The organism is Variovorax sp. PDC80 (assembly GCF_900115375.1).
GTDB lineage: Bacteria > Pseudomonadota > Gammaproteobacteria > Burkholderiales > Burkholderiaceae_C > Variovorax.
Genome location: NZ_FOWG01000012.1, coordinates 201,060 through 221,967 on the forward strand (window position 1 = coordinate 201,060; position 20,908 = coordinate 221,967).

General features: G+C 70.9%; 15 protein-coding genes. 6 read left to right on the forward strand and 9 right to left on the reverse strand.

Translation table 11 applies throughout. The features are described 5' to 3' along the window. Nucleotides 1–151 precede the first annotated feature (151 nt). Both BM109_RS30550 and BM109_RS30555 read right to left on the reverse strand, forming a co-directional pair. The gene (locus tag BM109_RS30550; RefSeq protein WP_093351391.1) at nucleotides 152–2,380 is read right to left on the reverse strand and encodes a PhoX family protein; all 2,229 of its coding nucleotides are present in this window, start codon (nucleotides 2,378–2,380) and stop codon (nucleotides 152–154) included. Between the two features lie 202 nt (nucleotides 2,381–2,582). After that, nucleotides 2,583–3,734, reverse strand: a complete 1,152-nt coding sequence (locus BM109_RS30555) for a murein transglycosylase A (RefSeq protein ID WP_093351394.1) — start codon at nucleotides 3,732–3,734, stop codon at nucleotides 2,583–2,585. On the opposite strand from BM109_RS30555, the gene BM109_RS41360 reads away from it, so the two are divergent. From BM109_RS41360 to BM109_RS30565, 3 genes are all read left to right on the forward strand, one after another. Continuing rightward, a complete protein-coding gene (locus BM109_RS41360; RefSeq protein ID WP_177239500.1) occupies nucleotides 3,733–3,894 on the forward strand; it encodes a hypothetical protein in 162 nt (53 codons plus the stop codon). The genes BM109_RS30555 and BM109_RS41360 overlap by 2 nt on opposite strands. Nucleotides 3,895–4,090: 196 nt before the next feature. Then, nucleotides 4,091–4,753 carry a YiaD family glycine zipper/OmpA-like lipoprotein gene (locus BM109_RS30560; RefSeq protein ID WP_057597447.1) on the forward strand — a complete coding sequence of 221 codons (663 nt, stop codon included), beginning with the start codon at nucleotides 4,091–4,093 and terminating at the stop codon, nucleotides 4,751–4,753. A gap of 109 nt (nucleotides 4,754–4,862) precedes the next feature. Beyond that, nucleotides 4,863–5,435 carry an OmpA family protein gene (locus BM109_RS30565; RefSeq protein ID WP_093351397.1) on the forward strand — a complete coding sequence of 191 codons (573 nt, stop codon included), beginning with the start codon at nucleotides 4,863–4,865 and terminating at the stop codon, nucleotides 5,433–5,435. A gap of 61 nt (nucleotides 5,436–5,496) precedes the next feature. Here BM109_RS30565 and BM109_RS30570 read toward each other — a convergent pair whose 3' ends face one another. From BM109_RS30570 to BM109_RS30585, 4 genes are read right to left on the reverse strand one after another with little or no spacing between them, the layout of a single operon-like run. Continuing rightward, entirely contained in the window at nucleotides 5,497–6,123 is a 627-nt protein-coding gene (locus BM109_RS30570) for a response regulator transcription factor (protein ID WP_093351399.1), read from the reverse strand. Nucleotides 6,124–6,166: 43 nt separating this feature from the next. Continuing rightward, entirely contained in the window at nucleotides 6,167–8,269 is a 2,103-nt protein-coding gene (locus tag BM109_RS30575) for a two-component system sensor histidine kinase NtrB (protein WP_093351402.1), read from the reverse strand. A 9-nt stretch (nucleotides 8,270–8,278) separates the two neighbouring features. Then, nucleotides 8,279–9,094: a carbon-nitrogen hydrolase family protein gene (locus BM109_RS30580; RefSeq protein ID WP_093351404.1), complete on the reverse strand. Its 816-nt coding sequence runs from the start codon at nucleotides 9,092–9,094 to the stop codon at nucleotides 8,279–8,281. Next, a complete protein-coding gene (locus BM109_RS30585) occupies nucleotides 9,091–13,446 on the reverse strand; it encodes a YhdP family protein (protein ID WP_093351407.1) in 4,356 nt (1,451 codons plus the stop codon). The genes BM109_RS30580 and BM109_RS30585 overlap by 4 nt, the downstream gene beginning before the upstream one ends. A gap of 25 nt (nucleotides 13,447–13,471) precedes the next feature. Here BM109_RS30585 and glnE point away from each other — a divergent pair, with 25 nt between their 5' ends. Beyond that, nucleotides 13,472–16,288, forward strand: coding sequence for a bifunctional [glutamate--ammonia ligase]-adenylyl-L-tyrosine phosphorylase/[glutamate--ammonia-ligase] adenylyltransferase (gene glnE, locus BM109_RS30590; RefSeq protein WP_093351409.1), 2,817 nt, complete (start codon nucleotides 13,472–13,474; stop codon nucleotides 16,286–16,288). Nucleotides 16,289–16,334: 46 nt separating this feature from the next. After that, nucleotides 16,335–17,474: a septal ring lytic transglycosylase RlpA family protein gene (locus tag BM109_RS30595; protein WP_256222877.1), complete on the forward strand. Its 1,140-nt coding sequence runs from the start codon at nucleotides 16,335–16,337 to the stop codon at nucleotides 17,472–17,474. Nucleotides 17,475–17,493: 19 nt separating this feature from the next. Here BM109_RS30595 and BM109_RS30600 read toward each other — a convergent pair whose 3' ends face one another. The 3 genes from BM109_RS30600 to BM109_RS30610 all read right to left on the reverse strand — a co-directional run bounded on the left by BM109_RS30600 (nucleotide 17,494) and on the right by BM109_RS30610 (nucleotide 19,891). Continuing rightward, nucleotides 17,494–17,955, reverse strand: coding sequence for a carboxymuconolactone decarboxylase family protein (locus BM109_RS30600; RefSeq protein ID WP_093351414.1), 462 nt, complete (start codon nucleotides 17,953–17,955; stop codon nucleotides 17,494–17,496). Nucleotides 17,956–18,046: 91 nt separating this feature from the next. Further along, entirely contained in the window at nucleotides 18,047–18,940 is an 894-nt protein-coding gene (locus BM109_RS30605; protein ID WP_093351416.1) for an RNA polymerase sigma-70 factor, read from the reverse strand. Nucleotides 18,941–19,033: 93 nt separating this feature from the next. After that, nucleotides 19,034–19,891 carry a ferritin family protein gene (locus BM109_RS30610; protein ID WP_057597796.1) on the reverse strand — a complete coding sequence of 286 codons (858 nt, stop codon included), beginning with the start codon at nucleotides 19,889–19,891 and terminating at the stop codon, nucleotides 19,034–19,036. A 129-nt stretch (nucleotides 19,892–20,020) separates the two neighbouring features. Here BM109_RS30610 and BM109_RS30615 point away from each other — a divergent pair, with 129 nt between their 5' ends. Beyond that, a complete protein-coding gene (locus BM109_RS30615; protein ID WP_093351418.1) occupies nucleotides 20,021–20,653 on the forward strand; it encodes a glutathione peroxidase in 633 nt (210 codons plus the stop codon). The last annotated feature ends 255 nt before the right edge of the window (nucleotides 20,654–20,908 follow it).

The window sequence follows — 20,908 nt, forward strand, 5'->3', positions numbered from 1 at the left end:
TCGCGAACCTTAGTTAACTACTGTGACGACGACGTGCATCGCACATGACAAGGCCATGACACCGCGCACGCGGATGTGACGACATCCGCGTGTCACTCCCACTCGGGAGCCCCATCCGCGGACCGGCGAGGCCGGTCCGCGGTACGGGGTTTCAGAGGCCGATCAGGCCGCCGTCGTCCTTCGTGATCACCAGCGTGGCCGAGCGCGGGCGGGCATTGCCGCCCTGCGGCCAGTGGCTGCCGTACTTGCTCGGGTCGGTGGTGCCGGTGGCGGGCGGTGTCTCGCCCGGATGCTGGATGTTCACGAACAGCGCACGGCCGTCACCCGACTCGGCGATGCCGGTCAGTTCGCAGTCCTTCGGTCCCACCAGGAAACGACGCAGGCCGTCGGTACCGGGTGCCTTGCCCACGAAGGTGTTCTGCGTCAGCGTCTTCGTGCCGTCGGTGTTGGTGATCACCTTTGCACCGCCGTCGCCGAGCTTGCCCGGCAGCGCCGCCAGCAGCATGCAGTTGGTGATGTCGGTGTAGGCACCGTCGTCGGTCTGCAGCCACAGCAGGCCCGGGGCGGCGTGGCTGAACCACATGCCGTCGGGGCTCGAGAAGTCGTTGTCGGCCGAGAGCTGCGACACGTTGACATCGACCGCGGCGGTGGAGCGCGCGCCGAACAGGTAAACGTCCCACTTGAAGCTCAGCGCCGCCGGGTCGGCGTTGTCGTCCGCGAAACGCACGATGTGGCCGTTCGGGTTGCCGATCTGGTTCGTCGTCTCGTTGTTCTTCTTGTCGTTGTAGAAGCGCGGGTTGGCGCCATCGGTGCTGCCGATCGGACGCGAGCTCGCGTTGGTGTTGGTCAGCGTCACGTAGACGTCGCCGTTCTTCGGGTTCACGGCGGTCCACTCGGGACGGTCCATCTTGGTCGCGCCGGCGGAATCGGCGGCCAGGCGCGCGTTGATCAGCACGTCGGCCGCGTCGGCGAAGGCGTAGTTGGTGTTGCTCGAGGTGATGCCGTTGACGCCGAGCTTGAGCTCGAGCCACTTGCCGGTGCCGTCGGCATCGAAGCGCGCCACGTAGAGGCGGCCGTCGTCCATGTACTTGTCGCCGGCGGCCAGGCCGCCACCGGCGTCGGCCGCATCCCAGTTCTTGGTCGAGACGAACTTGTAGATGTACTCGTTGCGCGAGTCGTCGCCCATGTACCAGACCAGCGGCTTGCCAACGACGACCGGGCCGAGGCAGGCACCTTCGTGGCCGAAGCGGCCGAGCGCGGTGCGTTTCTTCGGCGTGCTCGAGGGGTTGAAGGGGTCGATCTCGACCACCCAGCCGTAGGTGTTGTGGCCGTTGCGGTAGTCGACGGTGGCGCTGGCGCCGAGCAACTCGGTGTTCCAGCGGCCGTACTGGTTGTCGGCGGTGTCGGGCGTGACGGTGGCCCAGAGTTCGCGGCCGGTGCCGGAGACGCCATAGCGGCTGAACGACTTGCGCTCCTTGAGGCTGCGGTTCGCCTCGTCGGTGCTCGCGTCGCGGCGGAAATAGCCGGCCCAGTTCTCTTCGCAGGTCAGGTAGGTGCCCCACGGCGTGGTGCCGTTGGCGCAGTTGTTGACCGTGCCGCGGGTCTTGCTGCCGTCGGTCGAGAACTTGGTCTTCAGGTAGTCGGTCTTGGCGGCCGGGCCCGAGAACGTCATCTCGGTCAGCGTGTGGACGCGGCGGTTGAAGCTCGAGTCCTGCTTGTAGCTCCAGGCGTTGCCGTTCTTCACGACCTCGATCACGCTCACGCCGTGCAGGTAGAACTCGCGCTTGACCTCGTCGGCCACGGTGCGCACGCCGCCGACGACGGTCTGGCCGTTGGGATGCAGGAACAGCGGCGTGATCGCTTCATGGTTCATCACCAGCAGGCCGCGCGTCGCATTGGCGGCGTCCCACTTGTTCGAGCCGTTCATGCCGAAGAAGGTCATGCCGTCGTGGTGGTCGCCGGCGCGGCGGTCGTAGGTGGCCGGATCGTCGGTGCCGTCGTTCTTGTACGCGGCCACGCCGGCGGCCATCGGGTCGCCCAGGCGGAAGAGCACGCTGGCGGTGTAGCCGGCGGGCACGGTGACCACGTCGGCCAGGCTCTTGGCCACGGGGTTGAAGTTGAGCTTCAGCGGTGCCGGGGGCGCGGGCGGCGGGGGTGCCGGCGCGGGCGGGGGCGGGACGATGGGCAGGAACCCACCGCTGCTGCCACCGCCGCCGCAGGCCTGCAGCAGCGCGGTGCCGGCGGTGCCGACGCCCAGGCCGAACAGATGGCGGCGGCTCAGGCGCGAAGCGATCAGGTCGTTGAACGACGGGTTCTTGCTGGGATTGGTGCCGACGTCGTCGAGATCGTACGAAGGGTCGTCGCGGGTAGGTGCGGTCATGCGCGCTGTCTTTCTCGTGGGTTGAAAAGTAGCCAGCCCGCGAAGTTAGGCAGAACGGATGACAGTCCCGTGAATTACTCAGCCTCCGGTCAGGTTCAATCGATATGCGTTTTTGAGGTTGTCACGAAGCCGTCATGCGACGGCGCCAGCCGGGACGAAAAAAAGGGGGCTGCGAGCCCCCTTCGTGGATTCGATCGGCGATTCAAGGCGGCGGCAGCTGCTTCGGCCACAGCGCCCACAGGCGCAGCGACTGGTTCATGCTCGCCGCGAAGCGCCCGGCATCGGCGCCGGTGCCCGCGAAGTAGTCGGCGCGCACCGCGCCGACGATGGCGCTGCCGGTGTCCTGCGCCACCACCAGCTTCTGCAGCTGCGCCGACGGGCCGGCCGAGGCCAGCCACACGGGCGTGCCGTAGGGAATGCTCTCGCGGTCGACCGCGATCGAACGGCCCGCGGTCAGCGGCACGCCCTGGGCGCCGCGCGGGCCGAAGGCGGCGTCGACCTCGCTCAGGTCCTCCTCGCGGAAGAACACGTAGCGCGGGTTGCTCCACAAGAGCTGCGACACGCGCTGCGGGTTCTGCGCCACCCAGGCCTTGGTGTCGTCGGGCCAGCGGCTGACCCGGCTCACGCCCTGCGACATCAGCCACTGCTGCACGCTGCGGTAGGGCTGCTCGTTGGTGCCGGCGAAGGCCATGCGCACGGTGCGCTGCGAGCCGTCGGGCTCGGTCAGGCGCAGCCGGCCCGAACCCTGGATGTGCAGCATCAGCGCGTCGATGGGGTCGGCCATCCAGGCGATCTCGCGGCCGCGCAGCGCGGCCTGGGCCTCGGGCAGGGTCTCGATCTCCTGGCGCGTGTACCAGGGACGGCGCGGCACGAAGCCCGCGGGCACCTGGTAGAGCGGCACGTTGAACTGCGCGGTCGGCACGCGCGAGGCCTCGTACACCGGCTCGTAGTAGCTGGTGAGCTTGCCCTCGCTCGAACCGGCCAGCGACTCGACGCGGTAGGGTTGCAGCCGCTGGGTCATCCACTGGCGCTGCTCGTCGAGGGTCGCGATCGCGAGCTGGCGCACCTCGCGGCACAGCGGCGCGAAGGCGGCGTTGGGCCGCGAGCAGTTCGCCACCAGCGCGATCCAGGCCTCGTGCAGCGGGTCCTCGCCGAAGCCCGGCAGCTCGGCCCAGCCGACGGGCACCCAGCGACTCTTGGGATGGGCCATCGATCCGGTGAGGGGGCCGAGGTCGCGCGGCGGCTGCACGACGGGGGGGCGGGCGGGGGTGTCGGGCACGCGCGGCCCGACGGAGCAGCCGGCCAGCGTTGCTACGATCGCGAGCCCAACCAGCCACTGGAGTCCATTTCTCATGGGTTTGATTTTGCTTGAAGCCCTCGCGGCCGGACTCCTGTTCATCGGCATCGTCTGGTGGACCATGTTCTCGGGCCGCAAGAAGGGCGAGTTGCACGAGGAGGACGAGCCCAAGACGGGGGACGCGAAGGACGAACAAGACCCGCCGCCGCATCCGTGAATTGCTCGTGCAGTCCCGGGTCGACGCGCACTGTCGGAGAACGCCCTTCGGGCTATTACTTTGGTAGCAACCTATCGAGCAATCACGGGCCCTATCACGGCTTCCGGTGTTTCAGAGAGGCCTCGGAAGCCGTACCATCTCAGCCGCCGCAAGGCTAAGCTGTGCCCGCTTTGAATCAACCTCGAAAGGGATCGCCATGAAGAAACTCGTACTCGCCACCACCTCGCTCGCCATCGTTCTCGCGGGCTGCGCGGGCGGCGGCATGTCCGACACGCAGCGCAACACCGCCATCGGCGCGGGCGCGGGCGCACTGGGTGGCGCCGTCATCGGCTCGGCCACCGGCGGCAACCGCGGGGCGATCGGCACCGGTGCCGTGGTCGGCGCGGCGGCCGGCGCGCTCGGCGGCTACCTGTGGTCGCAGCGCATGGAAGCGCAGAAGCGCCAGATGGAAGCCGCCACGCAGGGCACCGGCGTGGCCGTCACGCAAACCCCCAACAACGAGCTCAAGCTCGCGATCCCGAGCGACGTCTCCTTCGACGTGGGCCGCTCGAACATCAAGCCCAACTTCGCACCGGTGCTCGACCAGTTCGCCAGCGGCCTGCGCAACAACCCGGCCGCCGAGGTGCGCATCATCGGCCACACCGACAGCACCGGCTCCGACGCCATCAACAACCCGCTGTCGGTCGACCGTGCCGCGAGCACGCGCGACTACCTGGTGGCGCGCGGCGTGAACGCGGCCATCTTCCGCATCGAGGGCCGCGGCTCGCACGAGCCGATCGCCGACAACAACAGCGACGCGGGCCGGGCGCAAAACCGCCGCGTCGAGATCTACGTCGGCGAGCGCGGACCGCGCGGCTGACCACCGATCGGCCGCCGAGGCGGCCGATCACCCGCAGGGAAGGCAGGCGTGCCGGACCACCGGCACCCACATCCACGTCTTGTCCAATGGTTCACCCGAGGGAATATTCATGAGGAAGCTCGTTGTTTCGAGCGCGGCCGCGGCCGTGCTGTTGTTCGTCGCCGGTTGCGCTTCGCAGTCGTCCACGCCACCGGCCGACGGGGCCGCGCCCGCCGCCAAGACCGAGGCCCCCGCCGGCAACAGCTGGACCGCGCGGCTGGCCACGTTGAAGACCGACCTGGAAACCGCCACCAAGGGCACCGGCGTGGTGATCGAGCAGACGGCCGACAACCAGCTGCACCTCGTGATCCCGAACGAGCTGTCGTTCGACACCGGCCGCGCCAACGTGAAGCGCAACCTGGCACAGGTGCTCGACAAGGTCGCCGACGGCCTGAAGAGCGCCACCGCCGCCAGCGTGCGCGTGATCGGCCACACCGACAACACCGGCAGCGAGGAAGGCAACGAGCGCCTCTCGGTGAGCCGCGCCGACAGCGTGCGCAACCACCTGGTGGGCCGCGGCGTGTCGACCACCGCCATCACCACCGACGGCCGCGGCTCGCGCGAGCCGGTGGCCGACAACGGCACGGTGGCCGGCCGCGCGCAGAACCGCCGCGTCGAACTGTTCGTGGCCGAGAAGGCCTGAGCACCGGCCCGGTCATCGCATCGCCAGCCCTCCCCACGCGGAGGGCTTTTTTACGCGCGACTTAGAGCCCGCGCAGCTTGTTCGCGAGCTCGACCGCCGACTTCACTTCCATCTTGTCGAACACGCGTGCGCGGTGGACCTCCACCGTGCGCACGCTGATCGCGAGCTGGTCGGCGATCAGCTTGTTCGGCAGGCCCTCGATCACGAGCCGCATCACGTCGCGCTCGCGCTCGGTGAGCTCGGCGATGCGGTCGGACAGCCCGCGGCGCGCGCGCCGCGCCTCGAGCGCGTCCTGCGACAGCAGCAGCGCCTGCTCGATGCGGTCGACCAGCGCGTTGTCGGAAAAGGGTTTCTCGCAGAAGTCGAAGGCGCCGCGCTTGACCGCATCGACCGCGGTCGGCACGTCGGCATGGCCGGTCAGGAAGATCACGGGCAGGGCCGTGAGCAGGCCGCGCTCGACCAGCCGGTCGAACAGCACCAGCCCGCTGGTGCCAGGCATGCGCACGTCGAGCAGCAGGCACAGCGGCTGCTCGGGCAGCGGGCCTTCGGCCAGGCGCTGCTCGAAGGCCTCGGCGCTGCCGTAGTGCTCGCTCGCGAGCCGGCGCGAACGCAGCAGCCAGGCCAGCGCCTCGCGCACGCTGGCGTCGTCGTCGACGATGAAGATCAGGCCATCGATCAGCGGTTGCATATCGGTCGGGAAGGAAATCGAAAAGGTAGCGGGGGCGACGGCGTCAGGCCGCGGCCGGGAGGGTAAACCGGAACACGGTGCCGCGCGGCCGATTCGGCTCGAACATCAGCGCGCCGCCATGCTGCTCGACCACGGTGCGGCACAGGCTCAGGCCGAGCCCCATGCCGTCGGCGCGGGTGGTGAAGAAGGGTGTGAACAGGCGCGCGGCGACCTCCTCGCCGATGCCGCTGCCGAGGTCGGCCACCGAGAACTCGAGCCAGCGCCGCGCGTCGTCGACGCCGCTGCCGCCGACCGCCACCGCGCGCGCCACGCGCAGCCGCAGCACGCGGTTGCCGATGTTGTCGGCCGTGTCCATGGCCTGCATCGCATTGCGCGCGAGGTTCAGCAGCACCTGCTCGACCAGCGTGCGGTCGCACATCGCGGCCGGCAGCCGGTCCTCGAGCACCACCTCGATGATCACGCCGAGCTTGCGCGCCTGCAGCCGCACCAGCGGCAGCACGGCGTCGATCAACGCCTGCGGCGCGACCGCCTCGCGCGTGCGGTCGCGCCGGCGCACGAAGTCGTGCACGCTGCGGATCACCTGCCCCGCGCGGTCGGCCTGCTCGGCGATGCGGCGCACCGCCATCGCCACCTCGCCCTGCTCGCCGCGCGCGTCGGGGCCGAGCATGTTGAGCGAACCGGTGGCGTAGCTGGCGATCGCGGCCAGCGGCTGCGTGAGCTCGTGGCTCAGCAGCGAGGCCATCTCGCCCACGGTGGCCAGCCGCGCGCTGGCCTGCAGCCGCTCCTGGCTGGCGCGCGAGAGCTCCTCGATGCGGCGCTGCTCGCTGACGTCGATGAAGGCGCTCATCCAGCCGGTCTGCACGCGCTGCGCGTTGAGCAGCGGCGCCTCGAAGATCAGCACCGGGAAGCGGGTGCCGTCCTTGCGCATGAAGACCGACTCGAAGCCCTCGCGCGGCGGCATGCCGCCGGCCAGCCGGCGCGCCTGGCGCTGCTGGTACTCGTGCGCCAGTTCGGTCGGCCAGTAGGGCGCGTCGTTGGCCTCGCGCGCCATCAGCTCCTCGGCGCTGAAGCCCACCATCTCGCAGAAGGCCGGGTTGACGTAGGTGATGCGGCCCTGCAGGTCGCGCGCGCGCAGGCCGGTGATGACCGAGTCCTCCATCGCCTTGCGGAAGGCCAGCGAATCGGCGAGATCGCGCTCGGCGCGCAGGCGCCGCCGCGTGTCGCGCGCCAGCAGCACCAGCACCGACACCAGCGCGATCGAGATCGCCGTGACCAGCGCGGTCAGCACGTTCGGGAACAGGTCGGGCGCGGAACGCCAGCCGTCCACGCGCAGCATCAGCGCGGCGCCGGGCAGGTCGATCAGTTGCTGCGAGGTGAACACGCGCGTGCCGACGCGGCGCGCGGTGCCGATGGCCACGAGGCGCGTGCCGTCGGTCTCGGTGAAGGCCACCTCCTGGCCGCGCGTGAGTGTGGGGCCGACCAGTTCGGCCAGCGTGTCGCGCAGCGAGTAGCTGGCCACCAGGAAGCCGCCGCCGGTGTCCATCGGCACGCACAGCTCCATCACCTCCATGCCGCCACCGCCGCCCAGCGGCACGTAGTGGCTCGGCGAATAGGCCGGCGTGCCGAGCTTGCGCGCGGCGGCGCAGGCCAGCGAGACGTCGGACTGCTCGGCCGTGCGGCTCGCGGGATCGAGCACGTGCAGCCGGTAGGGCGTGTCGACCGCGTCGAGCGTGCGCAGCCGCGCGTCGCGCCACTCGAGCCGCAGCCATTCGCGGTGCTCGCGCAGCAGCGCGGCCGCGGCCTCGGGCCAGTGCGAACGGTCGGGGCCGGGCGCCTGCGTGGCGCGCAGGCTCTGGGCATTGCGCTGCAGGCCGCTGCGCAGGTCGGTCACGGCATCGGCGGTGTCGCGGTCGAGCGCGGCCTGCACCTGCTCGACCTCGTGCTTGCCCGCGAGCCAGACCACGGTGACCAGCAGCGCCAGCACCAGGATCGCGAGCAGCAGCCAGAGGAACCAGCGCTGCCACAGCGAGCGCAGCCGCGCGAAGCCGACGACGAGGCGGCGGTAGGGCGGCACCGGCAGCGGTGGCGGCGCATAGGCCGGCTCCGGCGCGCCGGGCACCGCGAGATCGGCCGCATCCACCGCCATGCCGCGCCCCTAGAGGATGCGGTGCGACAGCGCGGGCAGCTGCGTGCGCGCGCGCTCGACCTGCGCGGTGTCGATGTCGAACAGCACCACGCCCTCCTCGCTGGCCTGCTGCGCCACCACCGTGCCCCAGGGATCGACGATCAGCGACTGGCCCCAGGTGCGGCGGCCGTTCTCGTGCGTGCCGCCCTGCGCGGGCGCGACCACCCAGGCCAGGTTCTCGATGGCGCGCGCGCGCAGCAGCACCTCCCAGTGCGCGGCGCCCGTGGTGTGGGTGAAGGCGCTGGGCACCAGCAGCAGGTCGGCGCCCTGGCGCGAGAGCGCGCGGTAGAGCTCGGGAAAGCGCAGGTCGTAGCACACGCTCAGGCCGATGCGCCAGGCATGGCCGTCGCGCGAGGGCAGCTCGAACAGCACCGGCTCGGCGCCCGGCGCGATCACGCGGCGCTCGTCGAAGCGCTCGCGGCCGTTGTCGAAGAAGAACAGGTGGATCTTGTCGTAGCGCGCCACGCACTTGCCCTCGGGCGAGAAGGCCAGCGAGCTGTTGAAGACATGGTCGGCATCGGTGCTCTCGATCGGCAGCGTGCCGCCGACGATCCACAGGCCGAACTCGCGCGCCGCGTCGGCCAGGAAGCCCTGCACCGTGCCCGCGCCGGCGGTCTCGCGCAGGCCCAGCTTGTCGGTGTCGCGCGCGCCCATCATGCAGAAGTACTCGGGCAGCACCGCGAGCTCGGCGCCCTCGGCGGCGGCGCGCGCGAGCAGGTCGTGCGCGCGTGCCAGGTTGGCTTCGCGGGCGATGGCCGACACCATCTGGATGGCTGCGACTTTCATTGCGTGGTCTCCGGTCTCCTGCCTTCGCCCGCGGCCGGCAGCCCCGGGATGCCCGGCAGGCTGGGAAGCGCCGGCAGGTGCGGCAGGTTGTTCGAAATGTTGGGCAGCAGCGGACGCGCCACCTTCGCTATTTTGGGGTCGGCCCAGGTGCCCTCGATCTGGAACTCCTGCGTGGCCGCGCTCGACAGCGGCTTGCTCAGCACCCACTGTGCGAGGAAGGTGCCCAGGCCAATGGCCGGATTGATCGCGGTCGCGACCAGCGCGGCGGTGCCGGCGTTGATCTCGGGCACCACCACCACGCGCAGGTTCTGCGTCTCGTGGACGATGTCGGCCGAGCCGTCCATCAGCGCGGCGGCGTTCACGCCCTTCATCTGCAGGTTGTTGGTGCTCGCGGTGCCGTTCGCGATCTTCGCGTCGCCGCGGATGAAGTCGAAGGCGAAGCCCTGGCTGAACACGTCGCGGAAGTCGAGCGTGAGCCGGCGCGGCAGCGCCTGCAGGCTCAGCACGCCGAGCAGCTTGGCCAGGCCCGGGTCGGCCTTGAGGAACTGGCCCGATTCGACGTTGACGCCGAGCTGGCCGCCCAGGCTCGGGTAGTCGATGGAGAACGGCGAGCCGCGCCAGTCGACGTTGCCCTCGAGCCGGCCGTTGCCGCGCCGCAGCACGCCGGGCATGCCGAAACGCCCGAGCAGGCTGCCGGCATCGTTGATGTCGAGCCGGAAGGTCATGGCGGTGCGGCGCTGCTCGGCGCGGCCGCCGCCGCCCGAACCCGGGACCGCGGCCCAGGTGCCCTTGGCCGCGAAGCTGGCCTCGGGCATGGTGAAGCTCAGCCGGTTGAGCAGCCATTCGCGGCCCACGCCGCCGCGGTTGACCGCATCGATCTCGGCCCGGCCCAGGCGCTTGCCGAGCAGCTCGAAGTCGTCGACCACGATGTCGAGCGCGGGCAGGGTGCTGGGCTGCTCGTCGAGCAGGGCCTCGACCTGGGTCGCCTCGCTCGGCGCGATCTTCAGCCGCGCGAGCCGCGCATAGAGCCGGCCGGCCTGGGTGTGGCGGTACTCGGCATAGCCGCTGAGCTCGGTGGCGTCGATGTTGGCGCGCCACAGCGCGCCGTCGCGCGTGCCGCCGAGCACCACCTCGTGCAGGGTGCGGCCCGCCACGCTGAGCTGCTGCGCGCGCACCGCGATGCGCGTGGGCAGGTAGGGCGAGGCCTCGTCGCCGGCCGCGGCCTGCATGTCGGCCGGGCCGGTGCCGGCGGCTTCGCCGAAGGCCGCCTGCCAGGCCGCCATGTCGAGCCGCGCGAGGTTGATGTTGGCGAGCACGCCGCGCTCGGGCACGCTCGCGGTCTCGTTGGCCGCCAGGCCGACCGCGATGGCGCCGCGCAGCACGCGCGGCTCGCTGCCCGAGATGTCGCGCACGTACTGCACCGAGCCGACGCGGCCGATCTCCAGGCCGATCTGGTCCTGCGTGGCGACGCTGGCCGCGCCCGCGCTGCCCGCCGTGCCGGCGCGCGCCTCGCGCTGCACGATCTTCTTCTCGATGCGCAGCGGCATCTGCTCCTCGGCGCTCTTCGCGAGCGGCGCCGGCAGCTGCAGCGCCAGGCCCTGCAGGCTGCTGGCGACCGAGAACTCGGAGGCGCCCTCGCGCATCGAGAAGCTCGCGGTGTAGGGCGCGCTGCCGGTGGCCTTCTTCGCCAGCCGCGCGAGCCAGTCGACCTCGCGCGCGGCGCGCATGCCGTCGGCGCTGACGTTGCCCTGCGCGCGGATCGCGAGCTCGTGGCTCGCGGCCGGGCCGGTGTAGCGGCCGCGGCCGTCGATGCGCACGTCGCCGCCGAGCAGCCGGGCCTGCACGCCGGCCAGCGCGAAGCCGGTCTCGGTGAAGTTCAGCGTGCCCTTGGTCTGGGTCAGCAGCGGCGCCTCGGGCACCGGCTGCACCTCGTTGTTGTCGCCGAAGGCCACGCTGGCCTGCACCTTCGCCTTGTCCATGGCCTCGAGCGGCAGCTCGAGATGCAGCTTGTAGTCGGCCACGCCGTTGGCGCGCACGCCGCGCAGGAACTCGCCGGCATCGCCGGCCAGCGGCGCGCCCACGCGCAGCAGCTCGCCCAGCGGCCCGCGCGCCTGCGCATCGACCTTGAGCAGCGCGGCGTGGTGCGACATGTCGGGGATCTGGGCCTCGGCCTTCGACACCTCGATGGCGGTGGCACCCGCGAGCCGGCCGCGCGCGTTGCGCACCTGCATGCCGGCGCGCTCGAAGATCAGCTCGCCCGACAGGCCGGTGATCGCGGGCCACTGGGCCACGCTGGGCGCGGCGGGCGGAGCGACGGTCGGCGGGGTGGGCGCGGCGGCGACGCGGGAGGCCGCGGTGCCGCGCGCGGGTGCCGGCGCGGCGGCCGCAGCAGTGGCGGCCGCGGGCACGTGCGGCGGCGCATAGGCGTAGTGCACGTCCTGCACCTTGGCCGCGATGCGGAACTCGCCGAGCCGCGGATCCATGAACGGCATGTCGTGCAGGTCGCCGCGCACGCGGAAGTCGACGCTGCTCGCGACGCCCTTGGTGACCGCGTCGCGCACGTAGTCGCGCGTGTGCTGCGGGATGTCGAGCGGCAGGTAGCGAAAGACCCGCGTGCCGTCGGCCCGGGTCAGCTTGCCGCGCAGGTCGAGCACGCCGGGAAAGCGCGCCTTGCTGCTCGAGGTGGCCGGGTCGCTGGTGCGCCAGCTGGCCTCGGCATCGCCCTCGGCATCGACGTTGGCGAAGCGCAGCTTCGACACCTGCAGCTGCGTGTTGCCGTTGTCGATCTTCCATTGCAGCTGGGCCGAGAGCCGGTCGACCGGGATCGCGGGCTCCTCGAACACGCCGGGGAATTCGAGCCCGCCCTGCGCGATCGCGAGCGTGGCGCTGCCGCCCGCGTGGGTGGCGTCGAAGTCGAGCGTGGCGCCGCTGAGGCCGGGGGAGCCGGGATGCACGCGCGGGGGGACGGCCGCGGTGGCCGTGGTGCTCGCCGAAGGTGCGGAAGGTGTCGGGGCGGGCAGCTTGGCGGCGGGCGCGGCAGCAGGGGTCTCGGCCGGCGCCGCGCCGGCCTGCGAGGCGATGCGCAACCCGCTGACGCGCCCCTTGGCCTGGTAGCGGTCGGGCGCGCCCAGCGAGCCCTGCCAGTTCAGGTCGATGCGCTCGACCAGCCCGCGCGGGCCGTAGGCATCGAGCACGCGGTGGGTGGCGTCTCCGAGCGGCAGCCGGTCGGCGATGAGCGCCAGCGCCGCGAGATCGAGCCGGTCGGCGCGCAGCGCGCCGTGCTCGGGCGTGCGGCCCTTGGCGGGCGTGTGCTGCAGCCAGAGGTTGCCGCCGGGCCAGCGCAGGCCGTCGGCGGTGTCGAACTGCAGCGCGGTGGTCGAGAACTCCATCGTGTCGACCGTGAGCCGGCCCGCGAGCCGGCCCGTGACCGCGCGCAGCACCAGCGGCTGCAGCCCCTTGCCGAGCGAGGCATCGACCCGGTCGAGCCCGAGGTCGGCGGCGGCGCCGACGATCTGGCCGTCGTCCACGTCGGCCCACAGCCGCAGCGCGCCGTTGCCCTCGCGGATGCGCGCGTCGATCGATACGTAGCGCCCGAGCCGGGTCACGTCGATGTAGGGCAGGTCGGCGTAGATCTGGCCGTCCCAGGTCTGCCAGCGGCCGGTGCGCACCGACAGCAGCGGCTGGCGGAACTGGCCGCGCAGCGTGAAGCGCTCGCCCCAGCCGGCCGGCGGCGTGGCGTCGAGCCGCAGGCCATGGCGGCGGCCGCCGTTGCGCGCCACGAAGCGCACGTCGGTCAGCATCAGCGGCTCGGCCTGGCGCTGCTCGTCGGTCCAGCGCACCGTGCCGCCCTCGATCACCAGTTCGCGCTGCGCGAAAAACCAGTCGGCGGCGCGGGTTTCTCCGGTCGTATCGGTCGACATGTGCAGGCCCGCGACATGGAGTTTTCCCTGAGCGTCGCGGCGCACGTCGAGCGCCGGGCCCTCGATGTAGAGCTGCTCGAAATTGAAGCGCCACAGCGAGCGCGGCGAGACGCTGGCCACCACGCGCACGAGGCGCAGCGCCTCGCGCTGCTGCGCGTCCTGCAGCACCACGTCGCGCAACTCGAAGGCGGGGAACAGGCTGCCCGAGCGGGCCGTGATCGAACCGATGCGCACCGGCACCCCGATCGCCTTGCTGGCCTGCGCCTCCAGCGCACCACGGTAATCGCCGATTCGCGGCACAATCCACGCGTGCAGGACCACGACTGCCAGGGCCAGGAGAAGCCACGCAGCCACGAGAAGACCCAGGAGCCAGCGCGCCGTCACAGCGGTGATCTTGAGCAGACGTGAAGGGGAAGACACCGTGTCGTTCATTGAGGATCGCGCTGTGCCGGGAATTATGACCGCCACCATCGGGACGGGTTCCGCCGCAACCAGCACCAGTTTGAATCAGTTGTCAGCTACAGCATCGACGAACCCCGACGCGGACAAGCCCGCCTTGTCCTCCTATTCGCGCTTCGTGCAGCGCTTGCGCCGCCGCTATGCGGGCGAACTCGCGCTGCTGCCCGAGGGCGAGCCGCGCCGCGCATCGATGACGCAGGCCTACGAGGCACTGCGCGCGCGCGGCGACGGCGTGGGCGATGCCCTGCGCATCGTGCGGCAGCTGGTGATGGAACGCCTTGTCACACTCGATTGCGACCGACAGGCGCCGCTGGCCGTGGTGACCACCGCGGTCACCGAGCTCGCCGAGTTCGCGCTCGACACCGCCTGCCGCGAGGCCTGCGCCGAGCTCGACGCGGCGCATGGCGCGCCGCTGGGCGCCGACGGCCAGCGCTCGCAGCTGTGGATCGTGGGCATGGGCAAGCTCGGCGCGCGCGAGCTCAACGTGTCGAGCGACATCGACCTCATCTACCTCTACGACCAGGACGGCGACACCGCCGGCGACCCGCAGGGCCGCGGCAAGCTCGCGAACCAGGAGTACTTCGCGCGCGCCGTGAAGCGCATCTACGCGCTGGTGGGCGACACCACCGAGCACGGCTTCGTGTTCCGCGTCGACCTGGCGCTGCGGCCCAACGGCAACTCGGGGCCGCCCGTGGTCTCGCTCGATGCGCTGGAGGAGTATTTCCAGGTGCAGGGCCGCGAATGGGAGCGCTTCGCCTGGATGAAGAGCCGCGTGGTCGCGCCCACCGAGGTGGTCGCGCAGGGCCAGGCCCAGGGCCTGCGCGGCGCGGTGCTGCCCTTCGTGTTCCGCCGCTACCTCGACTACAGCGTGTTCGATTCGCTGCGCGTGCTGCACCGCCAGATCCGCGAGCAGTCGGCGCGCCGCAGCGCGGGCCGGCCCGAGCGCGCCAACGACGTGAAGCTGTCGCGCGGCGGCATCCGCGAGATCGAGTTCACCGTGCAGTTGCTGCAGGTGGTGCGCGGCGGCCAGTTCCCCGAGCTGCGCACCCGGCCCACGCTCGATGCGCTGCAGCGGCTCGCGCGCGCCGGCCTGATGCCGCAGGAAACCGCCGACGCGCTGGCCGCGGCCTACGAGTTCCTGCGCCGGGTCGAGCACCGCATCCAGTACCTGGACGACCAGCAGACCCATGCGCTGCCCGTCGCCGACGAGGACCTGCGCTGGATCGCGCAGACGCTCGGCTATGCCGACTGCTGCCCGTTCCTGGCCCAGCTCGACACCCATCGCGAGTTCGTCGCGCAGGAGTTCGACAAGCTGCTGGGCGGCGACAAGCCCTGCAACGGCAAGTGCAACGGCGCGCGCAAGGCGGCCGCGCCGGCCGAGCTGTCGGACCTGCTCGACGAGCTGCCGCCGGCCTTCGCCGAGCGCATCAAGGACTGGTGCGAGACGCCGCGCATGATGGCGCTGCGCGACGAAACGCGCGCGCGGCTGCGCCAGCTGGTGCAGCGCACCGGCCAGTGGCTGCGCGAGCCCGACGGCGACGGCCAGGGCCAGACCAACCACCCTGTCGAGGCCGCGCTGCGCTGGGCCGACTGGATCGAGCCGCTGCTGCGCCGCGAGAGCTATCTCGCGCTGCTGGTCGAACGGCCCGCGGTGCAGGAACGCCTGCTGCGGCTGCTGGGCTCGGCGCGCTGGCCGGCACGCTACCTGATGCAGCACCCGGGCGTGATCGACGAGCTGGCCAGCGACGAGATGCTGTCGGGCCGCTTCGTGGCCGCCGAGTTCGAGCGCGAGCTCGAGGCGCGCCATGCCTCGCTGAGCCGCACCGGCGAGGCCGACGAGGAGCGCCTGCTGAACCTGCTGCGCCACGCGCACCATGCCGAGGTGTTCCGCACCCTGGCGCGCGACGTGGACGGCCGCATCACCGTCGAGCAGGTGGCCGACGACCTGAGCGCGCTGGCCGACACCACGCTGCGCGTGACCGCCCGCTGGTGCTGGCCGCACGTGCGCAACCGGCACCGCGAGGTGGCGCAGTTCGCGATCATCGGCTACGGCAAGCTGGGCGGCAAAGAACTCGGCTACGGCAGCGACCTCGACATCGTGTTCGTCTACGACGACGATGACGAGCGCGCCGGCGAGGTCTACGCGGCCTACGTGCGCAAGCTCATCAACTGGCTCACGGTGAAGACGCGCGAGGGCGACCTGTTCGAGATCGACACCGCGCTGCGGCCCAACGGCAACTCGGGCCTGTTGACCACCAGCTTCCAGGCCTACGAGAAGTACCAGCTCGGTCGCGGCAGCAACACCGCCTGGACCTGGGAACACCAGGCCATGACGCGCGCGCGCTTCGTGCTCGGCAGCGAGGACCACGGCGCCGAGCTCGGCGCGCGCTTCGACCAGGTGCGCGAGGCCGTGCTGGTGGCGCCGCGCAACCGCGAGGCGCTGAAGGCCGAGATCATCGCGATGCGCGACAAGCTGCGCGGCGCGCGGCCCGTGAAGGCCGACCGCTTCGACGTCAAGCACAGCCCCGGCGGCATGGTCGATGCTGAGTTCGCGGTGCAGTTCCTGGTGCTGTCGGCCTCGAGCGAGCATCCCGGGCTGATCCCCAACCTCGGCAACATCGCGCTGCTGATCCGCGCGGAAGACGCCGGCCTGCTGCCCGCGGGCGTGGGCCGCAACGCGGCCGCGGCCTACCGCGAGCTGCGGCGCGTGCAGCACCGCGCACGCCTCAACGAGGAGCCGACACAGGTGACGCCACCCGCGCTGGCCGCGCAGCGCGAAGCGATGCTGGCGCTGTGGAGGGCCGTGTTTGGTTGAGGCGCGCGGCGCCCGCCGACCCAGCGCGGCCTGCGCCGCCTGTGCGGTGGCTGTCGCCGTCCTGCTCGCGGGCTGCGCGAGCGGGCCGCGCAGCGGTGGCGGCGCTGGCCGCGACGGCCCGGGCGCCAGTCCACCCTCCAACCTCGAGCGCGTGCCCGACGCCGAGCCCCGTATCGAGCCGATCCGCGGCAGCGGCGGCACCAGCAAGCCCTACACCGTGCTCGGCCGCGGCTACACGCCGATCACCGACGACCGGCCGTTCCGCGAGTCGGGCCTGGCCTCCTGGTACGGACGCAAGTTCCACGCGGGCTCGACGGCCAGCGGCGAGCCCTACGACATGTACGCGATGACGGCGGCCCACAAGACGCTGCCGCTGCCGAGCTACGTGCGCGTGCGCAACCCGGCCAACGGCCGCGAGGCGATCGTGCGCGTGAACGACCGCGGGCCCTTCGTCGACGGCCGCGTCATCGACCTGAGCTACACGGCCGCGCTCAAGCTCGACCTGCTGCGCGGCGTGGCGCCGGTGGAGATCGAGCGCATCACGAACGAGGACATCCGCACCGGCGCCTGGCGGCGCGGGTCGGACACGATGCTGGCGGCGGCGCCTGTCTACACGGCACCCGCACCCGCGGCACCGGTCTACGTGCCGCCGCCGCCGCCGATGCCGGTCCGCGCGGCCGCCGCGCCGGTGGCCGTGCCCTCGGCCTGGGTCTCGACGGTGGGAACGAACGCGCCCGAAGCTTCGACGATGCCGGTGGCACCGCCCGCCGCGGCCGGGCCCGCCCCTGGCGCCGACGACGAGGTCGAGCCGCCGCCGGGACCGCGCCCGCCCATGGTAGTGAATGCCCTGCCGCCGCTGGCACCGGCCGCGGCCGCGCCGCCGAGCGGGCCCACGCCCGCGGCGGTGGCTGCCGCCGCAGCGGCTTCGCTGGCCGGGCCCGACACGCCGTCGGCCGGCTTCTGGGTCCAGCTCGGCGCCTTCCGCGAACGCGGCGGCGCCGAGACCCTGCGCGCCCAGGCCGCGCGCGGCCTGCCTGCGCTCGCACCGCAACTGCGCGTGTTCAGCGAGGCCGGCACGCACCGGCTGCAGGCCGGGCCCTTCGCCTCGCGCGGCGAAGCGGGCGAGGCGGTGTCGCAGGTGCGCGAGAGCCTGCGCATCTCGCCGATGGTGGTCGAGCGGCGCTAGGAGCGTCCGGCCGCTGCGCTCATTCGAGCGGCTTGACCGGCGCGGGCACGTGCATCGCGACGTTCATGCGGTTCCACGAATTGATCTGCGCCACCGCGACCGTGAGCTCGGCGATCTCGAGGTCGCTGAAGGCGGCCTTCAGCGCCTCGTACTCGGCATCGCGCGCATCGTGGCGGTCGGCCATGCGCGTGAGCGACTCGGCCCAGGCCAGCGCGGCGCGCTCGCGCGCGTCGTAGAAGCTCATCTCGCGCCAGGTCGCGAGGCTGTTGATGCGCTGCCAGCCTTCGCCCTCCTTGCGCAGGTCGCGCACGTGCATGTCGAGGCAGTAGGCGCAGCCGTTGATCTGCGAGACGCGGGCGAACACGAGGTCGACCAGCTTCTTCTCGAGCGTGGTGTCGGCGATGGCGGTGTTGACCGACAGCAGGGCCTCGAAGGCCTTGGGCACGGTCTTGAACCAGTTGAGGCGGGGGGTGGTGTTCATGGCGATGTTCTCCAGTGGTTGACGATGAAATCGGGATACACACTGAAGACGCGCCGGCCCGCCGGCCTGTGACACGAAGTCGGAAAAAAAATCAGCGCGCGAAGGCCGCGGCGATGCGCGCGAGCTTGTCGGGATTGCGCTGTGCGCGCACGCGCGCGATGCGGTCGCCGTCGAACTCGAAGGTCTGGGCCGACTCGAGCACGCCGCCGATGAAGCGCAGCAGGCCCGGCTCGCCATTGAGGTCTACCAGCTCGGTGCGCACGCTGCGTTCCGGCTCGCCGCCCGCGTGGCGCCGCTGCACGGCGAAGTAGAGCTGCGCGATGCGGCGCGCGCCGACCAGCCCGTGCGTGAAGGTCTGGACCTTGCCGCCGCCGTCGCCGACCAGCTCGGCCTCCTCGGTGAAGAAGGCCTCGAGCTCGCGCACGCTGCCCTTGGCCGAGGCCTCGGCGAAGCTGCGCAGCAGCCGCATCTGGGTCTCGCGCGACACGCGATAGCGCGGCCGCCCTTCCTGCACCTGGGTCTTGGCGCGGTGCACGAGCTGGCGGCAGGCGGCCTCGCTCTTGCCGAGCATGCGCGCGATCTCGTCGTAGTCGGTGTCGAACACCTCGCGCAGCAGGAAGGCCGCGCGTGCCTCGGGCGCCAGCCGCTCGAGCACGGTCAGGAAGGCCACCGAGACGTCGTCGGCGCGCGCCAGCACTTCCTCGGGCGTGGCCGGCGACTCGGTGAGCATCGGCTCGGGCATCCAGTGGCCGCTGTAGTGCTCGCGCTGCACCTTGGCCGCGCGCAGCCGGTCGATCGACAGCCGGGTCACGACCGTGACCAGCCAGGCCTCGGTGCTGTCGAGCGCCTCGGTGGCGGTTTCGTGCCAGCGCAGCCAGGCGTCCTGCACGACCTCCTCGGCCTCGGCCACGGAGCCGAGCATGCGGTAGGCAATGCCCTGCAGGCGCGGGCGGTGGCGGTCGAAGGCGAGGGTGGCGGCGTCCATGAAGGCAAGACGGCTGGGGTTGCCGGTTTGTGACGCGGGGCCCCAAAAAAATCGCCCCGGCGTGCGGGGCGATTTTCTGCTGTCTTTGCTTGCTTACGCGCCCTGGTACTCGGGCTTGGGGCCGAGGCTGGCCGCCAGTTCCTTGCGGTAGCGGTTCAGTTCCTGGACCGTCTTGAAGCTGCGGTTCATCAGCAGGCTCAGGTTGTGCAGGATGCGCTCGCCGACCTTGGTTTCCCAGACCGCGTCGAACTTGATCTGCTTGTCGAGCCAGTGCTCGAGCCAGTCCGGATCGGGCATGCGGCTCTGGATCGTGTCGTTCGGGAACAGCGCCTTGTTCACGTGCAGGTTGGTCGGGTGCAGCGCCTGGGCGGTGCGCCGGGCGCTCGCCATCAGCACGCCGACCTTGGTGAAGGCCGAACGGGCCTCGTCGCCGAACTTTTCGAGCGCGCGCTTCATGTAGCGCAGGTAGGCGCCGCCGTGGCGGGCCTCGTCCTGGCTCAGCGTGGTGTAGATGTGCTTGATGACCGGCTCGGTATGCCACTGGGCGGCACGGCGGTACCAGTGGTTGAGGCGGATCTCGCCGCAGAAGTGCAGCATCAGGGTTTCGAGCGGGGGCGCCGGGTCGAAGTCGAAGCGCACCTCGTGCAGCTCGGCCTCGGTGGGGGCGTGCTGGGGGCTGAAGCGCTTCAGGTACTCCATGAGCACCAGCGAGTGCTTCTGCTCCTCGAAGAACCAGATCGACATGAAAGCGGAAAAATCGCTATCGTGGCGGTTGTCGCGCAGGAACATCTCGGTGGCCGGCAGCGCCGCCCACTCCGTGATGGCGTTCATCTTGATGGTTTGCGCCTGCTCTTCGGACAGCAGCGAAGCGTCGAACGACTGCCACGGGATGTCCTTGTCCATGTCCCAGCGGACGGATTCGAGCTGTCTGAAGAGTTCCGGATAGAGCATCTATATCTTTCTAAGGCCGCCGATTTTAAACGGCACGTTTGGCGCATCCATGACAGGCGCGCGATGATGCGAATACGTGCGCCGTCGCGGCACGGATGCGCCCCCCTTTTTGTGAACCAGGAGCCCGCCATGCGAACCCCCACCCCATTGTCGGTCCCGATGCTCCGTACGTCGGCAATGGCCCTGATGGCCGGCCTGTTGACCGCAACAGCACCGGCCTTCGCCCAGCAACCCGCGGCCCCCGCACCGGCTGCCGCGCCCCAGGCGGCGGCAGGCTGTCCCGCCATACTGCAGCACACCTTCCCACGGCTGCAGGACGAAAAACCACAGTCCCTGTGCCAGTACTCGGGCAAGGTGGTGCTGGTGGTCAACACCGCCAGCTTCTGCGGCTTCACGCCGCAGTACAAGGGACTGGAGGCGCTCGACAGCAAGTACCGCGCGCGCGGCTTGGTGGTGCTCGGCTTCCCGTCGAACGATTTCGCCCAGGAATCGGCCTCGAACAAGGAGATCGCCGACTTCTGCGAAAGCACTTTCGGCGTGAAATTCCCGATGTTCGGCAAGTCCTCCGTGCGCGGCTCGGACGCCAATCCGCTGTTCAAGCAGCTGGCCCAGGCCTCGGGCACGACGCCGAAATGGAACTTCTACAAGTACCTGATCGGCCGCGACGGCAAGGTGGTGCAGGCCTGGTCGAGCATGACCGCACCCGACGAGAACGCCTTCATCGCGATCATCGAGAAGCAGTTGGCGGCCAATCCGGGCTGATGCCGGCAGGTTCGCACCAGCGATCGAATTCGAAACTGATCAGTTCACACGAAGACGTATCGGTAATATTATTTACCGATGCGTCAATTAGATTGTGAACGGATCGTCACAAATGCTTACCACTGCGGTGGGAACCGTGCGGCAAAGTCCTCGCTCATAACTCGCGTGGGCAGTGAATGCCCCACGGTTTTCATGTTGCGAGGTCTTCCGGGCGCTTGCCGTCTGGTCGAAATCCCGAGGCGATTCTTCTCCTCC